We start from the raw sequence: 26,661 nt of genomic DNA on the forward strand, positions 1-26,661 counted from the left end.
GCCCGGCCCCGCCTGGGTGGCGGGACCGGGCCGACGGTCGGGTGGAACGGTGCCGGTCAGCTCTCGCCGGACTCCGCGGGCTGAGTGGCGGCCGCCGCCTTGCGGGAGCGGCGGGCCTTCGGCTTCGCCTCGGCGGCGTCGGGGGCCTCGGCGGGCGCCTCGACGGTCGTGGCGGCCTTACGGGTCCGACGCCGCGGTGCGGCCTCCGGCTCCTGCGAGGCCTGGGCCGGGATCCCGGCCGTGGCTTCGGCGGGTTCGGCCGCCTTGCGGGTGCGGCGGCGCGGCTTGGTCTCCGTGCCTTCGGCCGTGTCGACGGCGGTCTCCGCCTTGGCGGCGGCCGTCTTGCGGGTGCGCCGGGGCTTGGCCTCGGTCGCTTCCGGTTCCTGCGTCGCCGTCTCGATGGGTTCGGCGGTCTCGGCGGGTTCGGCCGTCTTGCGGGTGCGGCGGCGCGGCTTGGTCTCCGTGCCTTCGGCCGTGTCGACGGCGGTCTCCGCCTTGGCGGCGGCCGTCTTGCGGGTGCGTCGGGGCTTGGCCTCGGTCGCTTCCGGTTCCTGCGTCGCCGTCTCGATGGGTTCGGCGGTCTCGGCGGGTTCGGCCGTCTTGCGGGTGCGGCGGCGCGGCTTGGTCTCCGTGCCTTCGGCCGTGTCGACGGCGGTCTCCGCCTTGGCGGCGGCCGTCTTGCGGGTGCGCTGGGGCTTGGCCTCGGTCGCTTCCGGCTCCTGCGCGCTCTGAGCCGGGATGCCGGCCCTGGCGCCCGCGCTCTCGACGGGCTCGGCCGCCTTGCGGGTACGGCGGCGCGGCTTGGTCTCCACGGCCTCGGCGGTGCCTTCGGCGACCTCCGTGACGGCCTCGGACTTCGTCGCGGCCGTCTTGCGGGTGCGCCGGGGCTTGGTCTCCACGGCCTCGGCGGTGTCGACCGCGGCTTCCGCCTTGGCGGCGGCCGTCTTGCGGGTGCGGCGCGGCTTGGTCTCCGCCGGCTCGGAGGCGGCCTCGACCGTTCCCTCCGCCGTGGCGACCGTCGCCTCGGCGGTCGTGGGCGCGGCCTTGCGGGTGCGGCGACGCGGCTTCTCGGTCACCACGGCCTCGGTGACCAGAGCCTCGGTCGGGGCTCCGGCCGCCGGAGCGTCGGCCGTCACCGGCTCGACCACCGGGGTGGTCTCCGGCAGGGCGACCGGCGCCTCGGCCGGCTTACGGGTGCGACGGCGGCGCGAGCTCGACGGGGCGTCCGCGGCCTCCGCGGTCTCGGGGACCACGACCGCGGTGCCCTCCACCGTCTGGGCGGCGGGGATGTCGGTGTCGGTCGTGGGGGCCGTCGCCGGTCGGCGCGACGACTCCCCGCCACGCGTACGGCGTCGGCGGCGCAGGGTGCGGGGACCCTCGGCGGCGTCCGCGGACGCGTCGGCGGCGATGTCCGCACCGCCGGTCACGGCCTCGGGAGCGGTGGTCGTCGCGGAGGTGTCCGCGTCCACCGGCGCTCCACCGCGCATCCGGCGACGACGACGCGGCGTCGTCGTACCGGACGAACGCTCGCGCTCGGCGGAACGGGACTCGTCCCGGCCGCCTCGGCCACCCCGCTCGCTCCGGCCACCCCGGTCACCGCGGTCGCCGCGCGTGCGGCCACCGCGGCCACCCGGCTCGCCCAGGTCCTCCAGCTCCTCCGCGTCGAGCCCGGCGCGCGTGCGCTCGGAACGCGGGAGGACGCCCTTGGTGCCCGCCGGGATGCCCAGGTCGGTGTAGAAGTGGGGGGAGGTGGAGTACGTCTCCGGCGGGTCGTTGAAGCCCAGGTCCAGCGCCTTGTTGATCAGCTGCCAGCGCGGGATGTCGTCCCAGTCGACCAGCGTGATCGCCGTACCCTTGGCGCCCGCGCGGCCGGTGCGGCCGATGCGGTGCAGGTACGTCTTCTCCTCTTCCGGCGACTGGTAGTTGATGACGTGCGTCACGCCCTCGACGTCGATGCCGCGGGCGGCGACGTCGGTGCAGACGAGGACGTCCACCTTGCCGTTGCGGAAGGCGCGCAGGGCCTGCTCGCGGGCGCCCTGGCCGAGGTCGCCGTGGACCGCGCCGGAGGCGAAGCCGCGCTGCTTGAGCTGGTCGGCCAGGTCGGCGGCCGTGCGCTTGGTGCGGCAGAAGACCATGGCCAGTCCCCGGCCGTCGGCCTGCAGTATGCGCGACACCATCTCGGGCTTGTCCATGTTGTGCGCGCGGTAAACGAACTGCTTCGTGTTCGCGACCGTCGCGCCCGCGTCGTCCGGCGAGGTGGCGGAGATGTGCGTGGGCTGCGACATGTAACGGCGGGCCAGTCCGATGACGGCGCCCGGCATGGTGGCCGAGAACAGCATGGTCTGGCGCCGGGCCGGCAGCATGTTGATGATCTTCTCGACGTCGGGCAGGAAGCCCAGGTCGAGCATCTCGTCGGCCTCGTCGAGGACCAGGCTCTTGATGTGCTTCAGGCTCAGCTTCTTCTGGCCCGCGAGGTCCAGCAGGCGGCCCGGGGTGCCGACGATCACGTCGACGCCCTTCTTGAGGGCCTCCACCTGCGGCTCGTACGCCCGGCCGCCGTAGATCGCGAGGACGCGCACGTTGCGCACCTTGCCCGCGGTCAGGAGGTCGTTGGTGACCTGCTGGCACAGCTCGCGCGTCGGGACGACGACGAGGGCCTGCGGGGCGTCGGTGAGGGCCTCGGGAGCGGCGCGGCCGGCCTCGACGTCGGCGGGGACGGTCACCCGCTCGAGGAGCGGGAGGCCGAAGCCCAGCGTCTTGCCCGTGCCGGTCTTGGCCTGGCCGATGACGTCCTTGCCCGACAGGGCTACGGGGAGCGTCATCTCCTGGATGGGGAAGGGGGTGATGATGCCGACGGCCTCGAGGGCTTCGGCGGTCTCGGGAAGGATTCCGAGGGAACGAAACGTCGTAGTCAGGGTGCTGCCTCTTCTGTGTACGTGGTGCGAGGCGAGCGCGCGGGTCGTGCCGGACCGTGTGTCGGGGACGTCGGCTGCCCTGCGGGAGAGCCGTAGGACACGGGACCTCTGTCGACGCTCCAGCGCTCGTACCACTGAGGGTCCCCCTCCGGATTCCGTACACGGCGTGGCGTACGGCATGGAGGGCTGTCGGGTCGGAGCCGATCGGGCCACCGACCGGGCATCCTCATGCGTGCGGCCCGACGACGATGTCACGTACCCGTACGTCACATACTCGGCAGGCGCATTACCACCATACCCCGGATTCGCGCACACGCGATGGCCGATTCGGTCACGTAGTCGTCGTCACACGGACTGACCTGGTACGACCACGGGCGGATCGGAAACGGACGCAGGTCGACCGGGGGCCTTCCGGCCGACGGCGGGCGGGTTATTGTGCGCTGCATGACGAGCTCTGACAAGCCTGGCAACGCCGCAGCCGCCTCCGCCAAGACCACCGAACCCACCGGTGCCACCGGAGTAGCCGCCCAGGACTGGACGACGGCCGCCGCCGACCCGCAGTACCGTGCCGCGGTCGTGGACCTGCTCGGCGCCCTCGCGTACGGCGAGCTGGCGGCGTTCGAGCGGCTCGCCGACGACGCCAAGCTGGCGCCCACGCTGGCGGACAAGGCGGAGCTGGCGAAGATGGCGTCGGCGGAGTTCCACCACTTCGAGCGCCTGCGCGGCCGGCTCGCCGAGATCGGTGAGGAGCCGACCGAGGCGATGGAGCCGTTCGTGGCCGCCTACGACGGTTTCCACAAGCAGACGGACCCCTCCGACTGGCTGGAGGGACTCGTCAAGGCCTACGTCGGCGACTCCATCGCCAGCGACTTCTACCGCGAGGTCGCGGCCCGCCTCGACTCCGACACCCGTGAGCTGGTGCTGGCCGTGCTCGACGACACCGGTCACGCCGGTTTCGCCGTGGAGAAGGTCCGTGCGGCCATCGACGCGGACCCGCGGGTCGGCGGGCGGCTCGCGCTGTGGGCGCGGCGGCTGATGGGGGAGGCTCTCTCGCAGTCCCAGCGGGTGGTGGCCGACCGGGACGCGCTGTCCACGATGCTCGTGGGCGGGGTCGCGGACGGGTTCGACCTCGCCGAGGTCGGCCGGATGTTCTCCCGGATCACGGAGGCGCACACGAAGCGGATGGCGGCGCTGGGCCTGGCCGCCTGACAGCGGTCGGTGCCACCGGGCCCGGGACCGGCGTACGGGGGCGCCGGCCCCGACGGGTGGGCTGCCCGGACGGTGGACTGTCCGGACGGGTGGACTGTCAGGTCGTCGGCCGGGCAGCCGGTCGGGTCGCCGGTCAGGCGGTCGCCGATCGGCGGCGCAGCCTTCTGGCGGGGCGCAGCAGCAGTGAGAGCGAGGCCGCGGAGATGGCGGCCGAGCCGATGAGGACCGGCAGGAGACCACCCGCGCCCAGTGCCGTGTGCGTCACGAACGCCCCGAAGAGGGCTCCGGCGATCCCGGTCGGCAGGACCAGGACGCGGGCCGGGAGACGGTGCGGCAGACGGTGGGCGGCGGCCCACGCCAGGGCGAGGCCGAGGATTGTGGCGCTGAGCGCTTCCAAGAGCATGTCGGGGTCCCTCCCACGCAGCCGGCCCGCCCGAAACGGTCACAGTCTGGTTACCCCTGACCTGCGGAATGCAACCCTCCCCCTGTGGGTGAACTGTGCTCCGTCCGACGTACGGGAGGGGCCCGGCGGTGAGTCACCGCCGGGCCCCTCCCGTACCGCGTCCGCGGTTACAGCGCGCCGAAGCCCACCTTGCGCGGGGTCGACTCGCCGATCTCGACATAGGCGAGACGGTCGGCCGGTACCAGGACCTTGCGGCCGTGTTCGTCCACGAGGCTCAGGAGCTGCGACTTGCCGGCGAGCGCCTCGGCCACCACGCGCTCGACCTCCTCGGCAGTCTGACCGCTCTCCAGAACGATCTCGCGGGGCGCGTGCTGCACGCCGATCTTGACCTCCACGGCTATGTCCCTCCGACGGTCAGTGAAGTGCGCGATCTTCCGCGCCGTACCCGCACACATTAGCCCGGTGAGGGGACGTACACGCTGCGTCCGAGAACGCCAAGAGCGAACAGCCGACGGGAACAGAACCGGGTGCGCAACGTGCCGCGGGTCCGCCGGCCCGGACCGTCTCCTGCCGGAGCGGCCCGGACCGTGCCGGACCGCGCCCGACCTGGCAGGAGCGTGCCGAGCCGGGCCGAGCCGGTGCCCGTGCCGTGTGTGCGCCGTCAGTGCTGCTCGCTGCCGTGCAGCGGGAAACCGGCGATGCCGCGCCAGGCCAGCGAGGTCAGCAACTGCACCGACTGGTCGCGGGGCACGCTGCGGTCGCTGTGCAGCCAGGAGCGGGCCACCACCTGGGCGAGGCCGCCCAGCCCGGAGGCCAGCAGCATCGACTCGGCGCGCGAGAGGCCGGTGTCCTCGGCGATGACGTCGCAGATCGCCTCGGCGCACTCGTTCGTGACCTTGTCGACGCGCTCGCGCACGGCGGGCTCGTTGGTCAGGTCCGACTCGAAGACCAGGCGGAAGGCGCCGCCGTCGTCCTCGACGTACGCGAAATAGGCGTCCATCGTGGCCCGGACGCGCTGCTTGTTGTCGGTCGTCGACGCGAGCGCGCTCCGTACGGACTGGATCAAGGACTCGCAGTGCTGGTCCAGCAGGGCGAGGTAGAGGTCGAGCTTGCCCGGGAAGTGCTGGTAGAGCACCGGCTTGCTGACCCCGGCGCGTTCGGCGATGTCGTCCATCGCGGCCGCGTGGTAGCCCTGGGCCACGAAGACTTCCTGTGCGGCGCCCAGCAGCTGGTTGCGTCGGGCTCGGCGGGGAAGGCGTGTGCCCCGTGGGCGTACCGCCTCTGTCTGCTCGATGGCTGTCACGCCGCCTCCCATAGTCGTCCACGTGCGGTGTGCGCCGCCTCGTCATCGTACTTTTCGGTAACCGTGCTGTGCGCGGTGCGAGCGCAGAATTTCACGGACCGGACGGTGGCGATAGCCGCACAACAGGTTTCAAAAGATCCCAGTCCGGGCAGAAAGCGGCGCTCCTTCCTGGCGGATGAGTCGCTTCGTCACCACCTGGCGGCGTCGCGTCTCAGCGGTAGTCGTCCTCGTCGTGGGAGACCACCCGTGCCTGTTCGGCCAGGTCGGCCTCATTGGCGCGATCCGGGTCGATGCCGGTCAGCGGGTCGTCGCGCTCCGGGGCGACGTCCGTCTGCTGCTCGGCGGCGTCGGCGTCGGGTGCCTCGACGTCGATTTCCTCCGCGTCCTGCGTCTCGGTGTCGAAGGTCTCGGGGTCGGTCGGGTCGACGGTCATGCTGGGCTCCCTTCCTACGAACGTCCCTGGCGATTCAGGGGGTCACACGCGGGTGCCCACTTCATGAGCGTAGGAGACACCCGTTCCGGACGCCATGCGTCGTCCGTGGACGTGGGTGGCGATGGTGAGGACGGAGGCGGAGACGGCGTGGAGGACGGACACGCCGTTCCGGACACACCGTTCCGGCCTGTGACGGCGAACACATGAACCACTGCGTGATCGTCTCGTAACATTGCCGCATGCCTTCGCCCGAGCCGCCGTCCCTGTCGCCCGCGAACGTGCTGCCGAAGGTCGCGGCCGTCAGGGTCGCGGACGGCGAGCGCCTCAGGTCGGTCCAGTTGCCCGGCATCACGCTGACGGTGCGTTCGAGACCACCGGCCCGCGACGGGCTGCCACCGGCGCTGTACGTGCACGGTCTCGGCGGTTCCTCGCAGAACTGGTCGGCGCTGATGCCGCTGCTGGACGGTGTCGTCGACAGCGAGGCCGTCGACCTGCCGGGCTTCGGCGACTCCCCGCCGCCGGACGACGGGGACTACTCGATCACGGGCCACGCGCGCGCGGTCGTCCGGCTCCTCGACGCGGCCGGGCGCGGTCCCGTGCACCTCTTCGGCAACTCCCTCGGCGGCGCCGTCGTCACCCGTGTGGCCGCGGCCCGCCCGGACCTGGTGCGGACGCTGACCCTGGTGTCGCCCGCGCTGCCGGAGATCCGTGTGCAGCGCAGCGCCGTGCCGACGGGGCTGCTGGCGCTGCCGGGGGTGGTGGCGCTGTTCACCCGGCTCACCAGGGAGTGGACCGCCGAACAGCGGGTGCGCGGCGTCACGGGACTCTGCTACGGGGACCCGGAGAGGGTGTCCCCGGAGGGGTTCCGCAACGCCGTGGAGGAGATGGAGCGGCGACTGCGGCTGCCGTACTTCTGGGACGCGATGGCGCGTTCCGCGCGCGGGATCGTCAACGCGTACACCGTGGGCGGCCAGCACGGGCTGTGGCGACAGGCCGAGCGGGTTCTCGCGCCCACACTCCTGGTCTACGGTGGACGCGACCAACTCGTCGGCTACCGCATGGCCCAGCGCGCCGCCCGAGCCTTCCGCGACTCCCGGCTGCTGACCCTGCCGGACGCGGGGCACGTGGCGATGATGGAGTATCCGGAGGCCGTGGCCAGGGCGTTCCGTGAACTGCTCGCGGACACCGGACAGCAGCCGGCCGCCGGCGAGAGGACCACCAGGGCTCGGGAAGACGAGCCCGCCGACCAGAGCACAGGAGGCTGAGGCGCGACGTGGGACGCCACAGCCGCCGCGGGCCCGCACCCAAGGCCGACGACGCGGACGCCACCGCAGCAGCGCGGGAGGGCCGGCCCGGCCTGCTGGGCCGCCGCCGCGCGCCCGGGACTCAGGCCGGGGAGCAGACACCGCCACCGACGCCCGGGACACCCGGCGCGATGCCCCTTGGAGTACCGGGTGGCGCCGCCCGGGGCGATGCTCGTGGTGGCCCCGGGGAGCACACGGGTCCGGGGCGGCGACTACCCGAGGGCACGCCGGGACCGTCGGGCCGGTGGCTCCCGGAGGGCACGCCGGGGCATGGCCGTCCGACGGATCGGGGCGGTACGCCGGCGCATGGGTTTCCGCGGGTTCCGGACGGTACGCCCGCGCACGGTGTGCCGAGGTTCGTCGACGGTGCCCCGGCGCACGGTGGCCCGGGAGGTGCCGACGGGACGCCCGCGCGCGGTGTGCCGCGAGTGCGTGGTGGTCATCCCGAGCAGCGTGAGTCCGGCGGTGGCTGGGGCGAGCTGAGCGGTCGGGCCGGTTCCGGCGCCGGCTACGCGACCCCGGCCGGCCCGCCGCCCGGCGCTCCCGCGCACCCCGGGGCGTCCTTCCCACGGCAGCGGCAGGGGCCGCCGGGAGGTCCGCGGCAGGATTACCTGGACGCCTTCGGTGAGCGCGACGACGTCTTCGCGGCCCGCCCCCCGCGCCGTACCCCCGCCCCCGCGCGGCCCTCCGAACCGCAGCCCTCCGACCCGTACTCCTCCGTCACCGACTGGACCGCCGGCGACGGGAGCGGCAGCGGCGGCGGTGGCACCGCGGCCGACGCCGACGACGCGGCGCCCACGGGCGATCCCGCGCCGGTCAAGGGAGGCAAGGGCAGGACCTTCACCGGCATCGCCGCGGCAGCCGTCACCACCGTGCTGGCGGTCGTCGTGGCCGGCCAGGTCGCCGACGGCGCGGACGGCGGCGACGTGCGGTCGCAGGCCGCCACCGACCAGGCCCGTGACGTGCACGACCCCGCCTCGCGTGCGGACGGACGGCCGACGCCCTCCGCGTCGGAGACCACGGTGCCGCTGACGTACGAACAGAAGATGGGAAAGACGTATCCGCTCGGCGCCGCGCTCAAGGGCTCGGGCGAGTTCGACGCGATCCCCGGCATCGCCAAGGGGCCCGGGAAGGGGCAGAGGTACACCTATCGCGTGGATGTCGAGCGAGGGCTGGGCCTGGACGGGGAGCTCTTCGCCGAGGCCGTGCACAAGACGCTCAACGACGACCGGAGCTGGGCCCACGACGGCGCCCGCAGCTTCGAGCGGATCCACTCCGGGCAGCCCAACTTCGTGATCACACTGGCCAGTCCCGGCACGACCGCCGACTGGTGCGCCAAGTCCGGCCTGGACACCACCGAGGACAACGTCTCCTGCGACTCCGCCGCCACCGAGCGCGTGATGATCAACGCCTACCGCTGGGCCCAGGGCGCGGAGCCCTACGGTGGCGCGATCCACGCGTACCGGCAGATGCTGATCAACCACGAGGTCGGCCACCGCATCGGCTTCAACCACGTCAGCTGCGACAAGGACGGTGAGCTCGCCCCCGTCATGCAGCAGCAGACCAAGTTCGTCGACCACGACGGGATCGACTGCCGCCCGAACGCCTGGGCGTACCCCAACAGCTGAGCGACCGGACTCGGGTCGCAGGGGCCCGAGCGTCACGCACGGTGATTATTTGATCCCTTAGCGCGACGGAACGTCGTTCGTGCGGGAAAGTTACGACCGTTCACCCCTTTTGGTGGCGCGATGGACAACCGTCCATCGCGCCACCGCCTTGTCCGCATACGTTCGTCCCGCTGCGAGCCGCCGGGCCAACGGCGGCTCCCCAGACGGGAGATCGGGGGTGCGCGCGTGCGCATCGGACTGCTTACGGAGGGTGGCTATCCGTATGTGAGCGGTGAGGCCGGACTCTGGTGCGACCGGCTCGTGCGCGGGCTCGAGCAGCACGAGTTCGACGTCTACGCTCTCAGCCGCAGTGAGCGGCAGGAAGACGACGGGTGGGTACCGCTGCCACCGCACGTCAGCCGCGTACGCACCGCGTCGCTGTGGGAAGCCGAGGACGACGGGATCGGGTACGGACGGCGCGCGCGCCGGCGCTTCGCCGAGTGCTACGGCGAACTGGCCACGACGCTGTGCACGACCACCCCCGGAGAGCCGTCCGGCTCCCCCGAAGGGGCGTCGGCCCTTGAGGCGGACCGTTTCGCCAACGCGCTGTACGGGCTCGCCGAACTGGCCCGCGACGAGGGCGGGCTGCCCAGCGCACTGCGCTCGGAGACCGCCGTACGCGCCCTGGAACGTGCCTGTCGTGCGCCCGGCGCCCACCGTTCCGCGCGCGAGGCGCGCGTTCCCGATCTGCTCGCCGTCGCCGCGCGCCTCGAACGCGCACTGCGCCCCCTGTCGCTCGACTGGTACGAGGACGACGGCCTCGGCGCGGTCGACCTCTGCCACGCGGCCTCCGGCGGCACGGCGGCCCTGCCGGGCCTGCTCGCACGGCACTTCTCCGACGTACCCCTGCTGGTGACGGAGTACGGCGTGCGGCTGCGGACGCACTACCTCACGGAACCCGACTCCCCTCCCGCGATACGGTCCCTGCTGGCCGCCTTCCACGGACGGCTGGCCGCCGAGACGTACCGGCGGGCGGCCGTGATCACGCCCGGCAACACGCATGCCCGTCGCTGGCAGGAGCGCTGCGGGGCCGACCGTGCCAAACTCCGCACCGTCCATCCGGGCATGGACGCGGCGCCCTTCTCCGAGGTGGGGGAGGAGCCGGGGGGCGCCGACCCGCACACCCTGGTCTGGGTCGGCCGCGTCGAGCCCGCCAAGGACCTGGTCTCCCTGCTGCACGCCTTCGCGGAGGTCCGCAGAGCCGAACCCGCGGCGCGCCTCAGGATCGTCGGCGCCCCGGCCGGACCCGAAGGCCCGGCCTACCTCGCCCACTGCAGGGGCCTGGCCGCGCAGCTCTTCCCCGACGAGGCCGACGGCCCGCACGCCGTCGGCCGCAACCCGGTGACCTTCGAGGAGACCGGCGGGCCCGAACTGCCGTCCCGCGCCCACGCGTACGCCTCCGGCGCGCTGGTCGTGCTCTCCAGCGTCGTCGAGGGGTTCCCGGCCGGACTGGTCGAGGCCATGTTCTGCGGTCGCGCGACGGTCTCCACGGACGTCGGCGCGGTGGTCGAGGCCATCGGCGGCACCGGACTCGTCGTGCCCCCGCGCAATCCGCGCGCGCTCGCCGAGGCGTGCGTAGCGCTGTTGCGCGACCCCGAGCGCCGGGAGCGCTTGGGCGCCGCGGCGCGCGCCCGCGCACTGGAACTCTTCACCGTCGAGCAGAACGTCGCGGCATTTCACGGCATTTACCTGGAGATCCTCTCGCGCACACCGGTACGCCGCGTCGTCCTCGACGACACCGGCGAACCCCTTCCGTTCGCCGCCCCCGCCGAAGCGCACGTCCCCGGGCGCTGGACCGACCCCGCCTCCCGGGTGGTGGCCCGGGGCGGACCCGGCTGGGCGACGGACGCACCCGTGCGGGCCACGGCACCGGCCTCCGCGACCGAGGGGGCTCGATGAGCGGCCTCGGTGAACTGGACCGCCCCGAGACCCCGGGCAGCCCGGGCGCCTGGGGCGAACGCTCCCGGGAGTCCCTGACCGACGGGACGCCGCACGCGGGCAGCTCGCCCGCGGGTGGGCGCGATGGCCGGGGGCCAGGGGCCGCCGCCACGTCCCCGTCGGCGGGCGTTTCCGCGCGCGGCGGCATGGGCGACATGGCGACCACGGGGCGTGCAACTGCCACCGGCGGTGAGGCGAACGCCGGTGGTGCGGCGTTCGTCGGGGGTGAGTCGTTCGACGGCGGTGAGGTGGCCGCCGGGGGTGAGTCGTCCCCCGGCAGCGAAGTGGTCGCCAGCGGTGCGGCGTTCGACGGCATCCAAGGGGCTGCCAGCGGTGCGGCGTTCGCCGGCAGCGTGGTGGCCGCCGGGGATGGAGCGGCGGCCGGAGGCGGATCGGTGGCCGCCGGTGAGACGGGCGTCGGACGTGCAGCGGCCCAGGGCGGAGGGGCGCCCGGTGGCAGGCCGGCGCCGTCCGCTGCTCGCCGTGCCGCCGCGGACCCCGTGAAAGCCCTGATGCACCGGCACCGCGAACTGTGCGAACGCGCCGTGGACCCACTGGAGATCGCGGCCGGCCTGGAAGCGCACGGCCTCACCGACCGGACCGCCGCACGCTTCCGCCACCGGGACGTCTTCTCCCTGGCGGAGGAGATGTACGCACGCGTCCCGCGTGACACCGACCCGGCCCCGCACCCCGCGGACCCGCCGGCCCCCCGGGCGCGCGCCGCCTCCGTCGTCCTCGCCCTGCTGCCCGGCGCGCTGGGCGCCGCCGCCGTGGCAGGCCTGCGCCTCACCGACGGGCGAACGCGCCTGACCGTGGCCGCCGTGGGCGTCCTCGCGGTGACCCTGGCCCTGCGCGCGGCACTGCGCCGAGGCCCGCTGGCCGCCACCGCGCGCACCAGCGGCACGTGGACCTGCTGGCTCGTCGGCTACGCCCTCCTCGGCGACGGACTGCTCCACGCCGCTCTCGCCGGTGGCCCGGACGGACTGCCCGACGGCACCGCCGACGGCCCCTGGCCCGTCACCGTCGCCCCGGTCCTCGCCCTCGCCCTCGCCTGCGCGCCCGCCGCCGCGAGTGCCCGTCTCCTCGCCGTGCGAGCCCGCCGCAGACTCACGGCCAGCCGCGGCCTCGCCGACTTCTCCGCCTCCGTACGCCCCTTGCTGCTCGGCACGTTCGCCCTGTTCATGATCGCCCTGACGGCCCTTGCGGCACTGACCGGCGCGGTCCTCGACGAGCCCGCCGCCTACCCCCAGGCGCTCACCCTGGGCGCCCTGCTCCTGCTGGCCCGCCTGCTGACCGTGCACGGTCACGCCTACGCCCCCTCGCTCGTCCTCACCGCCGCGGCCACCGCCGAGGCAGCCGCCCTGGCCGCGCTCTTCGCCGGCCGCCTCCCCGGCTGCGGCTTCCTGGCCGCCCCCGTGGAGGCCCTGGTCGCCGCCTGGGGTCCGGCCGGTGTACCGACGGTCGCCTGCGGCACCGGCGCCCTGATCCTCCTGGCGCACGCGACCCGCCGTCTGACCCGAGCCTCGGCCCACGCGTCGACGGAGCAGCCGCGGTGAGCGAACCCAGCCGGACAGCCCCCACTCGTCCGCACCACCCCGCAGAAGGAGCCCCCAGATGACCACCTCCCGACCCGACGCCTCGGCACCGGGAGCCGCCCGATGAGAGTCCTGCTGATCGGAGCCAACGGCTACATCGGCCGTTTCGTCGCCGACCGTCTCCTCGCCGACCCGGCCGTCCAGCTCACCGCTCTCGGCCGCGGCGACGACGCCGACGTCCGTTTCGACCTCGCCACCGGCAGCCCCGGCGCCCTGACCCGCTTCCTCGACGCGGTCCACCCCGGCGTCGTCGTCAACTGCGCCGGAGCCACCCGGGGCGGCGCCCGGGAACTCACCCGGCACAACACCGTCGCCGTCGCCACCGTCTGCGAGGCACTGCGCCGCAGCGGCTGCGGCGCCCGCCTCGTGCAGGTCGGCTGCAGCGCGGAGTACGGCCCCAGCCAGCCCGGCTCCTCCACCGCGGAGGACGCCGTGCCCCGCCCCGGAGGCCCCTACGGGGTCAGCAAACTCGCCGCGACCGAACTGGTCCTCGGCTCCGGCCTCGACGCCGTCGTGCTCCGCGTCTTCTCACCCGCCGGCCCCGGCACCCCCGCCGGCTCCCCGCTGGGCCGGCTCGCCGAGGCCATGCGCCGCGCGATGCAGTCCGGTGACGGCGAGCTCCGCCTCGGCGGCCTCGGTGCCCAGCGGGACTTCATCGACGTCCGCGACGTCGCCCGTGCCGTCCACGCCGCCTCCCTCTCAGCGGCGCAGGGCGTGATCAACATCGGGTCGGGCCGTGCCGTGCGCCTGCGCGACGCCGCCGCCACCCTCGCCCGCGTGGCCGGCTACGGCGGTGCCCTGCACGAACTCGACACACCTCCCGGAGCGCTCCGCCCGACCATCGGGCACCCCCGCACCGAATCGGCCGGCCACCGCGTCGACGCCCTCGGCCACCACCGCGCCGACAGCCTCGGTCACCACCGCCCGGAACCCCTCGGGCACCGCGGGGACCGCGCCGAGGCGGAGCACACCTCCCCCGTCACCTACCCCTACCCGGACGGCTGCGGCAGCTGGCAGCAGGCCGACGTGCGCACCGCCCGCGACCGGCTCGGCTGGCGGCCGCGGATCGCCCTCGAAGAATCCCTCGCCGACATCTGGATGGAGGCGGCATGCCGTATCTGACCAGCACTCCAGCGGGCAGCGCGGGCACCGACGTCCGGACCGGCCTCGGTGTCCCGGGCCTTGCCCACCCCCTCGTCGCCGCCGGGGAGTGGGCCGACCTCACCTGCCCGGGGACGCCCCTCGACTGGGTCGTCCTCAACGTCGCGGACGGGCCCGGCGCCCATCCCGACCCGCACTGCCTGGAGGCGGCCGGACGTCTGCGCAACACCGGCATCCGCGTTCTCGGCCACCTCGACGCCGCCCATGGGGCCCGGAGCTTCGGCGAACTGATCTCCGACGCGCACCGGTACCTCGACTGGTACCGGGTCGACGGCTTCCTCCTCGACCGGTGCCCGTCCGATCGCGCCGCCCTCCCCGAGGTCCGCCGCACCGTCGACACCCTGCGGGTGATCCGTGACGACGCCCACATCGTCCTCGGGCACGGCACCCATCCCTGCCCCGGCTACGCCGAGAACGCCGACCAACTCGTCACCTTCTCCGGCGCCTGGAGCGACTACCGCTGGTCCCAGGCGGCCGAATGGAGCGCCGACTACCCGCCCGAGCGTTTCTGCCACTTCGTCCACGGCGTCCCGCGCGGGCACCTGGAGGAGGCCCTGCGCATCGCCCGCTGGCAGGGCGCGGCGACGATCTACTTCACCGACCGCACGGACCGGGGCGGACAGGTCGACCCCTGGGAGACCATGCCCGGCTACTGGGACGAAATCGTCTCGCGAGTCGGGACGGGTGTCTCGGAATGAAAAAGGCCGTGGCAGTGTTACGAGCAGAACAACCGTAATCACTGACCGACCAACGGAGTCCCCGTGTCGCTGCCACCCCTGGTCGAGCCGGCCCCCGAGCTCACCGTAGACGAGGTCCGCAGGTACTCCCGCCACCTGATCATCCCCGACGTGGGGATGGACGGGCAGAAGCGGCTGAAGAACGCCAAGGTGCTCGCCGTGGGCGCGGGCGGCCTCGGCTCGCCGACCCTCATGTACCTGGCGGCGGCCGGTGTCGGCACGCTCGGCATCGTGGAGTTCGACGAGGTCGACGAGTCGAACCTGCAGCGGCAGGTCATCCACAGCCAGGCCGACATCGGCCGGTCCAAGGCCGAATCCGCCCGCGACACCATCAAGGGCATCAACCCGTACGTGGACGTGGTCCTTCACGAGGAGCGGCTCGAAGCCGACAACGTGATGGACATCTTCAGCCAGTACGACCTGATCGTCGACGGCACGGACAACTTCGCGACCCGCTACCTGGTCAACGACGCCTGCGTGCTGCTGAACAAGCCCTATGTCTGGGGCTCGATCTACCGCTTCGACGGCCAGGCCTCCGTCTTCTGGTCCGAGCACGGCCCCTGCTACCGCTGCCTCTACCCGGAGCCCCCGCCCCCCGGCATGGTCCCCTCCTGCGCCGAGGGCGGCGTCCTGGGCGTGCTGTGCGCGTCCATCGGCTCCATCCAGACCAACGAGGCCATCAAGCTCCTCGCCGGCATCGGTGAGCCGCTGGTCGGCCGCCTGATGATCTACGACGCCCTGGAGATGCAGTACCGCCAGGTCAAGGTCCGCAAGGACCCCGACTGCGCGGTCTGCGGCGAGAACCCGACCGTCACCGAGCTCATCGACTACGAGGCCTTCTGCGGCGTCGTGTCCGAGGAGGCCCAGGCGGCGGCCGCCGACTCCACGATCACTCCCAAGCAGCTCAAGGAGTGGATGGACGACGGTGAGAACATCGAGCTCATCGATGTCCGCGAGCCGAACGAGTTCGAGATCGTCTCCATCCCCGGCGCCCGGCTGATCCCGAAGAACGAGTTCCTGATGGGCTCGGCCCTCGAGAGCCTCCCGCAGGACAAGAAGATCGTCTTGAACTGCAAGACGGGTGTCCGCAGTGCGGAAGTCCTGGCGGTCCTCAAGTCCGCGGGCTTTTCCGACGCCGTCCACGTCGGCGGCGGTGTGATCGGCTGGGTCAACCAGATCGAGCCGGCGAAGCCCGTCTACTGACCGGGCCCCGGTCCCGCTTCCAGGACGGCGGGGGTTTCGCGCACCGCGGGTGCGCGAAGCCCCCGCCGCCGTCATGAGCAGACCGTGCCGTCCTTCGGCACCGTCCCCTCCAGCAGATAGGCGTCCACCGCGGAGTCGACGCAGTCGCTCCCGCTCCCGTACGCACCGTGTCCCTCGCCCTTCCAGGTGAGCATCACGCCGACGTCCTCGCCCAGCTCGTCGGCCATCCTGCGGGCCCCCTCGTAGGGCGTGGCCGGGTCGCCCGTGTTGCCGACGACCAGGATCGGAGCGGCACCGGGCGCGCTCACCTCCGGGGTCTCGTGCTGCCCGGCCACCGGCCAGTCGTGGCACCAGCCGGCCGTGTCCCAGCCGAGGAAGGCCCCGAACACGGGCGAGACCTTCTCGAACGTCGGCAGCAGCTTCTTCGTCTCCGCCGGGGTCGGCCGCTGCTTGTCGTCCAGACACGATATGACCCGCTGCGAGTGGGTTGTCGTGCCGTAGCGGCCCGAGGGGTCGCGCTCGTTGTATCCGTCGGCGAGGGCCAGCAGTTCCGACCCGTCGCCCTCCTCGGCCGCCGCCAGTGCGCTGGTCAGGGTCGGCCAGCCGTCCTTGCTGTAGAGCGGCAGCACGATACCGGTGAAGGCCAGCGTCTGTGTCAGTCTCCGCCCCGGTGACGACGTCGGGAGTGGCTCGGCGTCGAGCCGGTCCAGCAGGTCGGCGATCTTCCGCGAGCCCTGCTTCGGGTCCTGCCCGGTGGACCTCAGATAGTCCTCGAGCGCTCGCTGGAAGCCCCTGGCCTGGTTCTCGGCGTGGCCCATCGTGTCGGCACCCGGGTCCACGACGGCGTCGAGTATCACGCGCCCCACGTTCTTCGGGAACAGGTGGGCGTATACGCCACCGAGCTCGGTGCCGTAGGAGATGCCGAAGTAGTGCATCTTCTCGTCGTCCAGGACATGGCGCATCAGGTCCATGTCGCGAGCGGTGTCCGTGGTCGAGACGTGGGCCATCAGCTTGCCGGCGGCCTTCTGGCAGCCCTTGCCGAAGTCGGCGGCGTCGGTCAGGTACCTCTGTTCCTCGGCGGCGGTGTCCGGTGTGGAGTCCACCGACTCGGCGTCCTCGATCGCCTCGTCGGCGCGGCAGCGGACGCCCTCGCTGGCGGCCACTCCGCGCGGGTCCCAGCTCACCAGGTCGTAGCGCTCGTGCAGCGAGGAGACGGTGTCGCCGTAGGACGGCATCGTGGAGACGCCCGAGGCGCCGGGGCCGCCGAAGTTGAACAGCAGTGAGCCGATGCGCTCGTCGCCCGTGGCCTTGGCGCGGATCAGCGCGAGGTCGATCGTGTCGCCGTCCGGCTCGCTCCAGTCCAGCGGCGCCTTGAGCGTGGCGCACTGCCAGTCCCCACCGGGCGCCGGCGCGTCCGCGGTGTCCTCGCAGCGGCCCCAGTCCAGGCTCTGGGAGGCCAGCGGATCGGGCACCCCGGACGGAGCCGCGGCCGAGCGCCGTCCCCCGCTCGTGCTCTCGTCGTCCTTGTCCTCGTCGGACGCGCCGCTGCCGCAGCCCGCCGTCAGCAGCGCGGCGGCGGCCGTCAGAGCCGTCCACCGAACGAGACGCGCCATGTGCTCTCCCCCCTCACAGGCCGTCCGCGCCGTGCGGCGGATGGCGGTCATGCCATGGTAGGCGGACCGCACCGCGCCTGTCGGAGCCTGTGGATAACGCTCTGACCTGCGCATTCGTGAGAGTGCGGGGTGCGGTGTGGGGTCAGGGGCAGACGGTGTCGGCCGCCGGTGCCCTGCCGTCCAGCAGATAGCCGTGCACGGCGTTCTGCACGCACTTGTCCTTGCTGTCGTAGGCACCGTGGCCCTGGCCCTTGTAGGTCAGTTTCACGCCCACGCCCTTCCCCAGCGCGTCCACCATCCGCCCCGCTCCCTCGTAGGGCGTGGCCGGGTCGCCGGTGTTCCCGATCACCAGGATGGGTGCGGCTCCGGGCGCGCTGACGTCCGGGTGCTCGGCGGCGCCGGCCACCGGCCAGTCGGTGCAACTGAGCATGGACCAGGCGAGGTAGTCGCCGAACAGCGGGGAGGCCCGGCGGAAATCGGGCAGCTTGCGCTCCACGTACTCCGGGTCGTACCGAGGCTTGTCGTCGGCGCAGTTGATGGCGACGTTGGCCGCGGTGATGTTGCTGTACTGGCCGTTCTCGTTGCGTCCGTTCAACGCGTCCGACAGCACCATGAGGACCCGGCCGTCACCGTCGTAGGCCTGTTGCAGGCCGTCCGTGAGGTACTCCCAGAAGTCCTTGGAGTAAAGGGCCTGCGCGATGCCGCTGGTGGCGGCGGTCTGCGTGAGTTCGCGGGGGAAGATGCCGGGGATCGGATCGCGGTCGAGATCCTTCAGCAGCCGGGCGATGCGGTCCTTGACGTCCTGGGCGTCGGTCCCGATCGGGCATTCCTCGACCTTCGACGTGCAGTCCTCGGCGAAGTTGTCCAGCGCGAGCTGGAAACCCTCGGCCTGCGCCAGCGAACCCTGTTCCGGGGTCTGTGTCGGGTCGACGACCGCGTCGAAGACGGCGCGCCCCACCTTCCCGGGGAACAGGTGGGCGTAGACACCGCCGAGCTCGGTGCCGTAGGAGATGCCGAAGTAGTACAGCTTGTCGTCGCCGAGGACCTGGCGCATCAGGTCCATGTCGCGGGCGGCGTCGGTGGTGGCCACGTGCGGCAGGGCCTTCTTCGAGCGCTTCTCGCAGGCCGCGTTGAACTTCTCGGTGTTGTCCAGCAACTCGGTGCGCTCGGCCGCGTCGTCGGGGGTCGCGTCCTGCTGGAAGTACGCGTCGAGCTGCTTGTCGTCCAGGCACTCCACCGGGTCGCTGCGCCCGACACCGCGAGGGTCGAAGCTGACCAGGTCGTAACGGGTGCGCAGGGTCGCGTAGTCCTGGCCGAAGGCGGGCAGCGTGGTGACGCCGGATCCGCCCGGGCCGCCGAAGTTGAAGACGAGCGAACCGATCCGCCGGTCCGCCTCACCACTGGCCTCGGCGCGGATCAGCGCGAGGCCGATCGTGTCCCCCTCGGGGTCGTCCCAGTCGAGCGGCGACTTCATGGTGGCGCACTGCCACTCGTCGCCGTCCGGCAGCGGGGAGGGGGCGGCGCCGCCGCCCTCGGCCTCGGACGGCGCCGGGCAGTCCTTCCAGTCGAGCTTCTGCGCGGTCAGGTCCTCGTCCCCGCCCGCGTCGCCCCCGGAGGTGTCACTGCAGCCCGTCAGCAGGGCGGACAGCACTACGGCGGTGGCGGTCAGGCCGGCGGTGCGTGACCAGGAGGCGTTCGGCATGCGTCCATCGTGCGGTCGGGCGCGCCCGCGTGCTCGGGGCGGGGGCCGTACGAGGTACGCGGGCCTCTCGCACGGCGCCCGCCACGAGGGCGCTACAGAGCCTCTTTCCGCGTCAGGTGGTTGAAGACCAGCCAGCCGGGGAGGACCGGCAGCCACAGCGTGAGCAGCCGGTACAGGAGCACCGCGGGTGCGGCGACCTCCTTGGGCAGACCGACGGCGATCAGGCCGACCGTCAGGGTCGCCTCCACCGCCCCCACACCGCCGGGCGTCGGCGCCGCGGAACCCAGCGCGTTGCCGGCGAGGAAGACGACCGCGACGCTCGCCAGGCTGATCGACGTCGACTCGTCGCCGAAGGCCCGGATCGAGGCGTCCAGGCACATCACGAAGCAGGCGGTGAGGAGCAGCATGCCGCCGATGCCCGTGATCAGCTTCTGCGGGCGCTGCAGCACGTCCAGCATGCGCGGCACGACGCCTGCGAAGAGCGACCGCACGCGGGTGACGACGAACTTCCTCAGGAACGGCACCGAGGTCACCACGAGCACCAGCACCGCGACGGTCAGCAGACCCGCGATCACCGTCCGGGACGGCGACAGCGACGGCGTCTTCTCGGTGCCGGTCAGATAGCCGAAGGCCAGCAGCATCAGGATGTGGCAGCCGAGTCCGAACAGCTGCGACGCGCCGACACTCGCCACCGCGAGCCCCGGACGCACACCGGCGCGCTGGAGGAAGCGGGTGTTCAGGGCGACACCGCCGACCGCGGCCGGGGCGACGATCTTCACGAACGACCCGGCGACCTGCGCGGCGACGGTCCGCATGAACGGGACCCGCTCCGGCACGAACCCCAGCAGGGCCATGGCCGCCGCCAGGTAGCTCGCCGCAGAGAACAGCACGGCCGCGGCGACCCACCCCCACTCGGCGTTCGAGATCAGCGGCCCGAACTCGATGTGGGTGAGCTGGGTCAGCAGGAAGTAGGCGCCGATGGCCCCGGCGATGAAGCTGATCAGTGTGCGCGGACGCACCCGTTCCAGACGGGCCGGCTCGACGGGCGCCTGCGGCCTGATCCGCAGCACCGCGTGCCGGATCAGGGTGAGCAGGTCCTCCTCGCGCGCCTCCTCCAGCGCCTCGTCCACGGCACGCTTCTCCGCCCGCTGCTCGGCGCGTGCGGCCTTCTTGTCGCTCTTCTCGGCCTTGTCGGCCCGCTCAGTCCTCGCGGCCTTCTCAGCCTTCTCGGCCTGCTCGGTCTCGCTGGTCTCCCCGGCCTTGTCGAGCCGCACGGGCGTGTGCGTCGTGCCCTCGCTGCCGGCGGCCTCCGCGCGGGCCAGCTTGGCCTGCCGGGACGACTCCAGGACCGCCTCCCGCTCGCGCTGGGCCCGCTCCCGGGCCAGCCTGCGCAGCGTCGCGCGCGTGGAGCGGCTCAGGGCGATGGGCTGGAGCATCGGCAGGCAGTCCGCCACGGCGTCGGGACCGAGCACGGCCACCGCGGAGGCGACCGCGCGTTCGGCGCCCACCCGCAGGCCGAGCGTGACGAGGAGCTGGGAGACGTCCATGCGCAGCAGCAGGTCCCCGGCGGCGATCTCGCCGATGCGCAGATCCGTGAGGATCACCGTGCCGGAACGATCCACCAGGATCGCGTCACCCACCAGCCTGCGGTGCGCGATGCGCCGGGACTGGAGGGCCCGCACCTGTTCCCAGGTGCCGCGCAACAGGTCGTCGGTGATCTCCTCGTCCGCCAGCGAGTCGAGGCTGCGCCCGCCGGTGTGCTCGTAGACGAGCATCACGGCGTCGGGTCCCAGCTCGGACGTCGCGATCAGCTTGGGTGCGTGGGCGCCGGCCGCGATGGCCGCGTAGGCGAGCAGTGCCTCCTGCTCCAGTGCCTGGCGCAGTGACGGGAGGCTGCTGCGGGTGGCGAAGCCGCGGAGCGTGAGGTTCCGCCACGCGCGGTAGAAGAACCCCTGCGCCTGCTGCTCCCGGTCCACCACCGTGACGTCCAGTGGCCGGCCGTCCTCCAGGGTGACGAAGTAGCGGCGGCCGCGGTCTCCGGTCTCCGCGGTGTCCGACGGCGCCTCCTCGCGCGCGGCGGTCACCGGGCGGAAGCCGACGTGCCGCAGGCCCGCCATCAGCGTCCGTCCGGTGGGGCGGACGTTGGGGGAGCCGACGGCGTACAGCGTTCCGTAGGCCACGGTCCAGCCGATGAGGACCGTCAGAATGATCGAGAACGGCGTCGTGTAGCCGGTGACGAGCATCGAGAAGGCGTCCAGGAGCAGCACGATCCACAGCACCGCGCGCCAGCGCGGTCTGCGGGACATGCCGACGGCCGTCATGTACGCGATGACCGGGGCCAGATAGCCGTGCACCGGGTCGGTCAGCGCGTGGACGTCGCCGGGCGACGGCTGGGTGAGCGCCTCCTGGATGGAACCGGGGGCGGCCTTGGCGACCCAGAGGTCGGTGGCGAGAGTCACCCCGTGCGCGAGGACCGCCGCGAGGACGCCGTCGGCGATCCGCAGCCCGTCCCGTTTGATCAGCCGCTCGATCGCGAAGGCGACCGGCACCAGGAGGATCGCGATGCTGGAGGCCAGTCCGGCGATCTTGATCAGCAGATCGGGTGCCTGCCCCGTGCCCTTGTTGATGTCCTGTTCGAGGCCCGAGGTGGTGCCGTGCGCGAAGGCGGCGACGGCCAGCAGCACGGCGACGGCGAGCACGCCCACCAGGAGGCGCATCAGGTCGGACGGACGGTGCACGCGCGCGGGGAGCAGCGGTTCGTCGCCCTCCACCTCGTCGATGTGGGCCACGTCGTCGGGGTCGGCGGCCGTCGCCGCGCTGCCCGCGGCGGCTCTCCGGCCCGACTTCCCGTCGCTTCGGTCCCCGGTGTCCGGGCGCGACGAAGAGTCAGAGGTGCCCTCGGCGTCCTCGGGGTGCACACCCTGCTGCTTCATCGCCTCTTCTTGCTCCCGTATCACTGGTCACCGCCCGCACGATGGTGGCATGTCGCGTCGGTCTCGGCAGGCATCAGGGTGCCTGTGCGGGCCGCACAGTCTGCCCGAAACGCCGCTTCCGGGCGAGGGACGCGCACCGTCGCGGGCGCGCGGCGTTGTCGGTGGGGTGGGGCAGGATGGGACGGATGAGCGAGCAGAACCTTCCGGACGACGTCGCCCCGGAGTACGCGGACGCGCTGCCCGAGTACGCCGAGCGTGTCCTCGAGGTGACCGAACTGATCCCGCCGGGCCGCGTCATGACGTACGGGGATGTCGCCGAGTACCTGGAGGACGGGGGGCCGCGCCAGGTCGGGCGGGTGATGTCCCTGTACGGGGGAGGCGTGCCGTGGTGGCGCGTCGTCCGCGCGGACGGGGCCCTGCTCGCGGGCCACGAACTGGAGGCGCTCGCCCGCTACCGGGAGGAGGGCACTCCCTTGAAGGAGGCGAGCAGAGCCGCGGAAGGCCACCTGCCGCGCCTCGACCTGAGGCGGGCGCGGTGGGACGGCGGCGAACGCGCGCAGGGTCACACCTGACAGCTTCCGCCATCGGGCGGACGGATGTGTGACCGGTGATCCATGTGAGGTAAATGGGGCACTTCGGGCACGCACGTGGCATGACGTACGTTCGTGGGGCGGGGGGCGCAGGCGCCGTGAGTGACCCGAGGGAAGAAGAGGAGGCTCTCCTTCCGTCTCGACCGTCGGCGTAGCGTCAGCCGCACGCGTCCCCCTCATCCCGGGGCCACCGCCGTACCCGCGGCGCGGACGGCCCACCAGCACACCCACCAGGACCGGCGAACCACGTGAGCTCCTCTTCCTCCACCGGACACCCGTCGCACCCCCAGGTGCGACGGGGGAGCCGTGGCGCTTACCGACTGGTGCGTACCCCGCCGGCGCGCATGGATCCCCCTCGTCTGGACGCCGCACAGCGCGCCGTGGTTGACCACAGGGGCGGACCACTGCTCGTCCTCGCCGGCCCGGGCACCGGCAAGACCACCACGCTGGTCGAGTCCGTGGCGGAGCGGATCGCCCGGGGCGGGGACCCCGAGCGGATCCTGGTGCTGACCTTCAGCCGCAAGGCGGCCGTCGAACTGCGGGACAGGATGGCGCTCCGCATGGGCGCGGCGCGTGCCCCGCGGGCGACGACCTTTCACTCCTTCGGTTACGCCCTGGTCCGCGCCCACCAGGACAGCGAGCTGTTCGTGGAGCCGCTGCGGCTGCTCTCCGGCCCCGAGCAGGACGTGGCGGTACGAGAGCTGCTCGCCGGCCAGGCCGACCTGGAGCGGCTCGGCCTGGCCCATGTGCGCTGGCCGGACGAACTGCGCGCCTGCCTGACCACCCGTGGCTTCGCCGACGAGGTCCGGGCGGTCCTCGCCCGCAGCCGCGAACTGGGGCTCGGCCCGGACGCCCTCGGGGCCTTCGCCCGGCGCATCGGCCGCCCGGACTGGCGGGCCGCCGCCGTCTTCCTCGCCGAGTACCTGGACGTGCTCGATCTCCAGGGCGTGCTCGACTACGCGGAACTCGTCCACCGCGCGGTGCTCCTCGCCCGGCGCCCCGAGGTCGCCGCGCGTCTGGCCGCGCAGTACGACGCGGTGTACGTCGACGAGTACCAGGACACCGATCCCGCCCAGGTCAGGCTGCTGCACACGCTGGCCGGCGGCGGGCGCACCCTCGTCGCCTTCGGCGACCCCGACCAGTCGATCTACGCCTTCCGGGGCGCGGACGTGAACGGCATCCTCGAGTTCCCGAGCTCCTTCCCGCGCGCGGACGGCCGGCCGGCTCCGGTCGAGGTGCTGCGGACCTCGCGCCGGTCCGGGAGCGCCCTGCTGGCCGCCACCCGGCTGCTGACCCAGCGCATGCCGCTGACCCGCCTCCCCGCCGACAAGGTGCGCGCCCACCGCGAGCTCGCTCCGGCGCGGGACGGGGGGCGCGTCGAGGCGTACACGTATCCGACGTCCGGCACCGAGCTGGACAACATCGCCGACATCCTGCGGCGGGCGCATCTGGAGGACGGCGTCCCCTGGGGCGAGATGGCCGTCCTCGTCCGCGCCGGTTCGCGCACGATACCGGCGGTCCGCCGCGCCCTCACCGCGGCCGGCGTCCCCCTGGACATCGACGGCGACGACCTCCCCCTGCGCCACGAGCCGGCGGTGGCGCCCTTGCTGACGGCTCTGCGGGCCGTGGCACAGGCGGAGGCGGGCGACCGCCCCGGGGCGGGCGCGGGTCACGCGGCTGAGGCCGGGGAGTACGCGGACACGCTGGGGGAGGGCGGGTCCGACACGGATGCGGGCGGGGAGCCCAGGTCCGGGGCGGGCGTGGATGCGGCCGGGGAGGCCGGGTCCGGGGCGGGCGCGGATGCGATCGGGGGTGCCGGGCCTGAGACGGGTGCCGGTACCGCTGGTGAGGTCGCGGACGCGGAGACGGGTGCCGGTACCGCTCGTGCGGTCGCGGACGCGGTGGGGGAGACCCGATCTGAGGTGGACGTCGATGCGCCGGCGACGTCCGCGTCCGGCACGGGTGCCCCTCGCGCGGAGGAGCCGTGCTGGCTTCCCACCGAGACCGCCCTGACCCTGCTCACCTCACCCCTCGCCGGCATGGACGCCGCCGACCTGCGCCGTCTCGGCCGCGCACTGCGCGAGGAGGAGCGTGCCGCCGGCAATCCGTTGCCGCCGCCCTCGGACCGGCTGCTCGCACGGGCGCTGGCCGAACCCGAGCGGCTGGCCGTGCACGACCCCGCATACGCGCGCGGCGCCCAGCGCTTGGGCGCCCTGCTCCGCAAGGCCCGCGAGCGCCTCGCGGGCGGCGGCAGCGCCGAAGAGGCGTTGTGGGACCTGTGGGAAGGCACGCCGTGGCCGACCCGCCTGGAACGCTCCGCCCGGCGCGGCGGCGCGGCCGGCCGCAACGCCGACCGCGACCTGGACGCCGTCTGCGCCCTCTTCGCGACGGCCGCCCGCGCGGAGGAGCGCACCGGCGGCCGGGGCGCCCTGAACTTCCTGGAGGAGATCGACGCCGAGGACATCGCCGCGGACACCCTCACGCGGCGTGCCGTACGCCCCGACGCCGTCCGCCTGATGACCGCGCACCGCTCGAAGGGACTCGAGTGGCGGCTGGTCGTCGTCGCGGGCGTCCAGGAGGGCCTGTGGCCGGACCTGCGCCGCCGAGGCTCCCTCCTCGAGGCCGACCGCATCGGCCGCGACGGACTCGCCGAACCGCTCACGCCCGGCGCGCTGCTCGCCGAGGAACGCCGCCTGTTCTACGTGGCCGCGACACGCGCGCGTGAACGGCTCGTCGTGACCGCGGTGAAGGCACCGGCCGACGACGGCGACCAGCCGTCCCGGTTCCTGACCGAACTCGGCGTCGAACCCGTCGACGTCACGGGCCGCCCCCGCAGGCCCCTCGCCGTCGCGGCACTCGTCGCCGAGCTGCGCGCCACCACGGTGGACCCCCGCGTCTCCGAACCGCTGAGGGAGGCGGCCGCCCGCCGGCTGGCCCGCCTGGCCGCCCTCACCGACGAGGACGGCCGCCCCTTGGTGCCGTCCGCCCACCCCTACCGCTGGTGGGGCATGTGGGACCCGACCGAGAGCAAGGTGCCGCTGCGCGACCGCGACCAGCCCGTCACGCTCTCGGGCAGCGCCCTCGACCAGCTGGCCAACACCTGCGCCCTGCAGTGGTTCCTCGGCCGCGAGGTGAAGGCGGACGCGCCCGCGACCGCCGCCCAGGGTTTCGGCAACGTGGTGCACGTCCTCGCCGACGAGGTGGCCTCGGGGCACACCCCGGCCGACCTCGCCGTCCTCATGGAGCGTCTGGACTCCGTGTGGAACGCGCTCGCCTTCGACGCGCCCTGGAAGTCGGCGCAGGAGAAGGCCAACGCGCGCGTGGCGCTCGAACGCTTCCTGAAGTGGCACGTCATGGACCGCGCCGGTCGCACGCCGGTGGCCAGCGAACACGACTTCGACGTGACGCTGGAGGCGGGCGACTACGAGGTGCGCATCCGCGGTCAGATGGACCGGGTAGAGGCCGACGGCGACGGCCGCGCCTACGTCGTCGACTTCAAGACCGGGAAGCAGGCGCCGACCTCCGCCGAGGTGGCACGCCACCCCCAGCTCGCCGTCTACCAGCTGGCCGTCCGCGAGGGGGCCGTCGACGAGGTGTTCGACGGCAACCGCCCCGAACCGGGTGGCGCCGAGCTGGTCCAGCTCCGCCAGGGCGCGCCCGTACGGGACGGTGGCGAGACCCTCCCCAAGGTGCAGGCACAGGAATCCGTGGAGGGGCCGGCGGGCGAGTGGGTCGGGGACCTCCTGGCCACGGCCGCCGGCAAGGTCCTCGACGAACGGTTCACCCCCACCGCGGGCCAGCACTGCACCCACTGCGCCTTCCGCGCGTCCTGCAGCGCACGGCCCGAGGGACGACACGTCGTGGAGTGAGCCGCCGGAGCGGACAGCCCGCGCGCAGGTGCCCGCGCGCCCCAGCGAATCCCTCCCCTCCGCGAGCCCCGCGTGCGAGCCCCCGC

General features: G+C 73.3%; 18 protein-coding genes. 10 read left to right on the forward strand and 8 right to left on the reverse strand.

Annotated elements, in window-relative coordinates; all coding sequences use genetic code 11:
- Nucleotides 1-56: 56 nt before the first annotated feature.
- A complete protein-coding gene (locus SAM23877_RS23465; RefSeq protein ID WP_079030387.1) occupies nucleotides 57-2,822 on the reverse strand; it encodes a DEAD/DEAH box helicase in 2,766 nt (921 codons plus the stop codon).
- Nucleotides 2,823-3,359: 537 nt separating this feature from the next.
- On the opposite strand from SAM23877_RS23465, the gene SAM23877_RS23470 reads away from it, so the two are divergent.
- Nucleotides 3,360-4,124: a ferritin-like domain-containing protein gene (locus tag SAM23877_RS23470; protein ID WP_053136723.1), complete on the forward strand. Its 765-nt coding sequence runs from the start codon at nucleotides 3,360-3,362 to the stop codon at nucleotides 4,122-4,124.
- 133 nt (nucleotides 4,125-4,257) lie between these two features.
- Here SAM23877_RS23470 and SAM23877_RS23475 read toward each other — a convergent pair whose 3' ends face one another.
- The 4 genes from SAM23877_RS23475 to SAM23877_RS23490 form a co-directional block, all read right to left on the reverse strand.
- The gene (locus SAM23877_RS23475) at nucleotides 4,258-4,527 is read right to left on the reverse strand and encodes a hypothetical protein (RefSeq protein ID WP_053136726.1); all 270 of its coding nucleotides are present in this window, start codon (nucleotides 4,525-4,527) and stop codon (nucleotides 4,258-4,260) included.
- 167 nt (nucleotides 4,528-4,694) lie between these two features.
- Entirely contained in the window at nucleotides 4,695-4,922 is a 228-nt protein-coding gene (locus SAM23877_RS23480) for a DUF3107 domain-containing protein (RefSeq protein WP_053136727.1), read from the reverse strand.
- 266 nt (nucleotides 4,923-5,188) lie between these two features.
- Nucleotides 5,189-5,830, reverse strand: a complete 642-nt coding sequence (locus tag SAM23877_RS23485) for a TetR/AcrR family transcriptional regulator (RefSeq protein WP_053142796.1) — start codon at nucleotides 5,828-5,830, stop codon at nucleotides 5,189-5,191.
- A gap of 211 nt (nucleotides 5,831-6,041) precedes the next feature.
- Nucleotides 6,042-6,263 carry a hypothetical protein gene (locus SAM23877_RS23490; RefSeq protein ID WP_053136731.1) on the reverse strand — a complete coding sequence of 74 codons (222 nt, stop codon included), beginning with the start codon at nucleotides 6,261-6,263 and terminating at the stop codon, nucleotides 6,042-6,044.
- A gap of 239 nt (nucleotides 6,264-6,502) precedes the next feature.
- Between SAM23877_RS23490 and SAM23877_RS23495 the strand changes: the two genes are divergently transcribed.
- The 7 genes from SAM23877_RS23495 to moeZ all read left to right on the forward strand — a co-directional run bounded on the left by SAM23877_RS23495 (nucleotide 6,503) and on the right by moeZ (nucleotide 15,868).
- Nucleotides 6,503-7,528 carry an alpha/beta fold hydrolase gene (locus SAM23877_RS23495; protein WP_053136734.1) on the forward strand — a complete coding sequence of 342 codons (1,026 nt, stop codon included), beginning with the start codon at nucleotides 6,503-6,505 and terminating at the stop codon, nucleotides 7,526-7,528.
- A gap of 8 nt (nucleotides 7,529-7,536) precedes the next feature.
- Complete coding sequence (locus tag SAM23877_RS23500) at nucleotides 7,537-9,195, forward strand: DUF3152 domain-containing protein (protein ID WP_053136737.1); 1,659 nt, start codon at nucleotides 7,537-7,539, stop codon at nucleotides 9,193-9,195.
- Nucleotides 9,196-9,420: 225 nt separating this feature from the next.
- Entirely contained in the window at nucleotides 9,421-11,133 is a 1,713-nt protein-coding gene (locus tag SAM23877_RS23505) for a DUF3492 domain-containing protein (protein WP_053136740.1), read from the forward strand.
- A 185-nt stretch (nucleotides 11,134-11,318) separates the two neighbouring features.
- Nucleotides 11,319-12,728, forward strand: a complete 1,410-nt coding sequence (locus SAM23877_RS23510) for a hypothetical protein (RefSeq protein WP_425314786.1) — start codon at nucleotides 11,319-11,321, stop codon at nucleotides 12,726-12,728.
- 102 nt (nucleotides 12,729-12,830) lie between these two features.
- Nucleotides 12,831-13,889 carry an SDR family oxidoreductase gene (locus SAM23877_RS23515; RefSeq protein WP_053136744.1) on the forward strand — a complete coding sequence of 353 codons (1,059 nt, stop codon included), beginning with the start codon at nucleotides 12,831-12,833 and terminating at the stop codon, nucleotides 13,887-13,889.
- The gene (locus SAM23877_RS23520) at nucleotides 13,877-14,626 is read left to right on the forward strand and encodes a spherulation-specific family 4 protein (RefSeq protein ID WP_053136747.1); all 750 of its coding nucleotides are present in this window, start codon (nucleotides 13,877-13,879) and stop codon (nucleotides 14,624-14,626) included. The genes SAM23877_RS23515 and SAM23877_RS23520 overlap by 13 nt, the downstream gene beginning before the upstream one ends.
- 63 nt (nucleotides 14,627-14,689) lie before the next feature.
- Nucleotides 14,690-15,868, forward strand: a complete 1,179-nt coding sequence (moeZ, locus tag SAM23877_RS23525; RefSeq protein ID WP_053136750.1) for an adenylyltransferase/sulfurtransferase MoeZ — start codon at nucleotides 14,690-14,692, stop codon at nucleotides 15,866-15,868.
- 71 nt (nucleotides 15,869-15,939) lie between these two features.
- On the opposite strand, the gene SAM23877_RS23530 is transcribed toward moeZ, so the two are convergent.
- The 3 genes from SAM23877_RS23530 to SAM23877_RS23540 form a co-directional block, all read right to left on the reverse strand.
- Entirely contained in the window at nucleotides 15,940-17,481 is a 1,542-nt protein-coding gene (locus SAM23877_RS23530; RefSeq protein WP_053136753.1) for an alpha/beta hydrolase, read from the reverse strand.
- 142 nt (nucleotides 17,482-17,623) lie between these two features.
- Nucleotides 17,624-19,183, reverse strand: a complete 1,560-nt coding sequence (locus tag SAM23877_RS23535) for an alpha/beta hydrolase (protein WP_053136756.1) — start codon at nucleotides 19,181-19,183, stop codon at nucleotides 17,624-17,626.
- A 92-nt stretch (nucleotides 19,184-19,275) separates the two neighbouring features.
- Nucleotides 19,276-22,116 carry a lysylphosphatidylglycerol synthase domain-containing protein gene (locus SAM23877_RS23540; RefSeq protein WP_053136759.1) on the reverse strand — a complete coding sequence of 947 codons (2,841 nt, stop codon included), beginning with the start codon at nucleotides 22,114-22,116 and terminating at the stop codon, nucleotides 19,276-19,278.
- 185 nt (nucleotides 22,117-22,301) lie between these two features.
- On the opposite strand from SAM23877_RS23540, the gene SAM23877_RS23545 reads away from it, so the two are divergent.
- Both SAM23877_RS23545 and SAM23877_RS23550 read left to right on the forward strand, forming a co-directional pair.
- The gene (locus SAM23877_RS23545; RefSeq protein WP_053136762.1) at nucleotides 22,302-22,688 is read left to right on the forward strand and encodes an MGMT family protein; all 387 of its coding nucleotides are present in this window, start codon (nucleotides 22,302-22,304) and stop codon (nucleotides 22,686-22,688) included.
- Between the two features lie 362 nt (nucleotides 22,689-23,050).
- Nucleotides 23,051-26,575, forward strand: coding sequence for an ATP-dependent helicase (locus tag SAM23877_RS23550; RefSeq protein ID WP_053136765.1), 3,525 nt, complete (start codon nucleotides 23,051-23,053; stop codon nucleotides 26,573-26,575).
- Nucleotides 26,576-26,661 lie beyond the last annotated feature (86 nt).

This window comes from Streptomyces ambofaciens ATCC 23877 (genome assembly GCF_001267885.1).
Taxonomy (GTDB): domain Bacteria; phylum Actinomycetota; class Actinomycetes; order Streptomycetales; family Streptomycetaceae; genus Streptomyces; species Streptomyces ambofaciens.

Bases quoted from the DNA above. Each gene is read 5' to 3' on its own strand.
- SAM23877_RS23465 (WP_079030387.1), bottom strand. From the start codon at position 2,822: ATGACGCTCCCCGTAGCCCTGTCGGGCAAGGACGTCATCGGCCAGGCC.
- SAM23877_RS23470 (WP_053136723.1), top strand. From the start codon at position 3,360: ATGACGAGCTCTGACAAGCCTGGCAACGCCGCAGCCGCCTCCGCCAAG.
- SAM23877_RS23475 (WP_053136726.1), bottom strand. From the start codon at position 4,527: ATGCTCTTGGAAGCGCTCAGCGCCACAATCCTCGGCCTCGCCCTGGCG.
- SAM23877_RS23490 (WP_053136731.1), bottom strand. From the start codon at position 6,263: ATGACCGTCGACCCGACCGACCCCGAGACCTTCGACACCGAGACGCAG.
- SAM23877_RS23495 (WP_053136734.1), top strand. From the start codon at position 6,503: ATGCCTTCGCCCGAGCCGCCGTCCCTGTCGCCCGCGAACGTGCTGCCG.
- SAM23877_RS23510 (WP_425314786.1), top strand. From the start codon at position 11,319: ATGGGCGACATGGCGACCACGGGGCGTGCAACTGCCACCGGCGGTGAG.
- SAM23877_RS23515 (WP_053136744.1), top strand. From the start codon at position 12,831: ATGAGAGTCCTGCTGATCGGAGCCAACGGCTACATCGGCCGTTTCGTC.
- SAM23877_RS23520 (WP_053136747.1), top strand. From the start codon at position 13,877: ATGCCGTATCTGACCAGCACTCCAGCGGGCAGCGCGGGCACCGACGTC.
- SAM23877_RS23530 (WP_053136753.1), bottom strand. From the start codon at position 17,481: ATGGCGCGTCTCGTTCGGTGGACGGCTCTGACGGCCGCCGCCGCGCTG.
- SAM23877_RS23535 (WP_053136756.1), bottom strand. From the start codon at position 19,183: ATGCCGAACGCCTCCTGGTCACGCACCGCCGGCCTGACCGCCACCGCC.
- SAM23877_RS23540 (WP_053136759.1), bottom strand. From the start codon at position 22,116: ATGAAGCAGCAGGGTGTGCACCCCGAGGACGCCGAGGGCACCTCTGAC.
- SAM23877_RS23545 (WP_053136762.1), top strand. From the start codon at position 22,302: ATGAGCGAGCAGAACCTTCCGGACGACGTCGCCCCGGAGTACGCGGAC.
- SAM23877_RS23550 (WP_053136765.1), top strand. From the start codon at position 23,051: ATGGATCCCCCTCGTCTGGACGCCGCACAGCGCGCCGTGGTTGACCAC.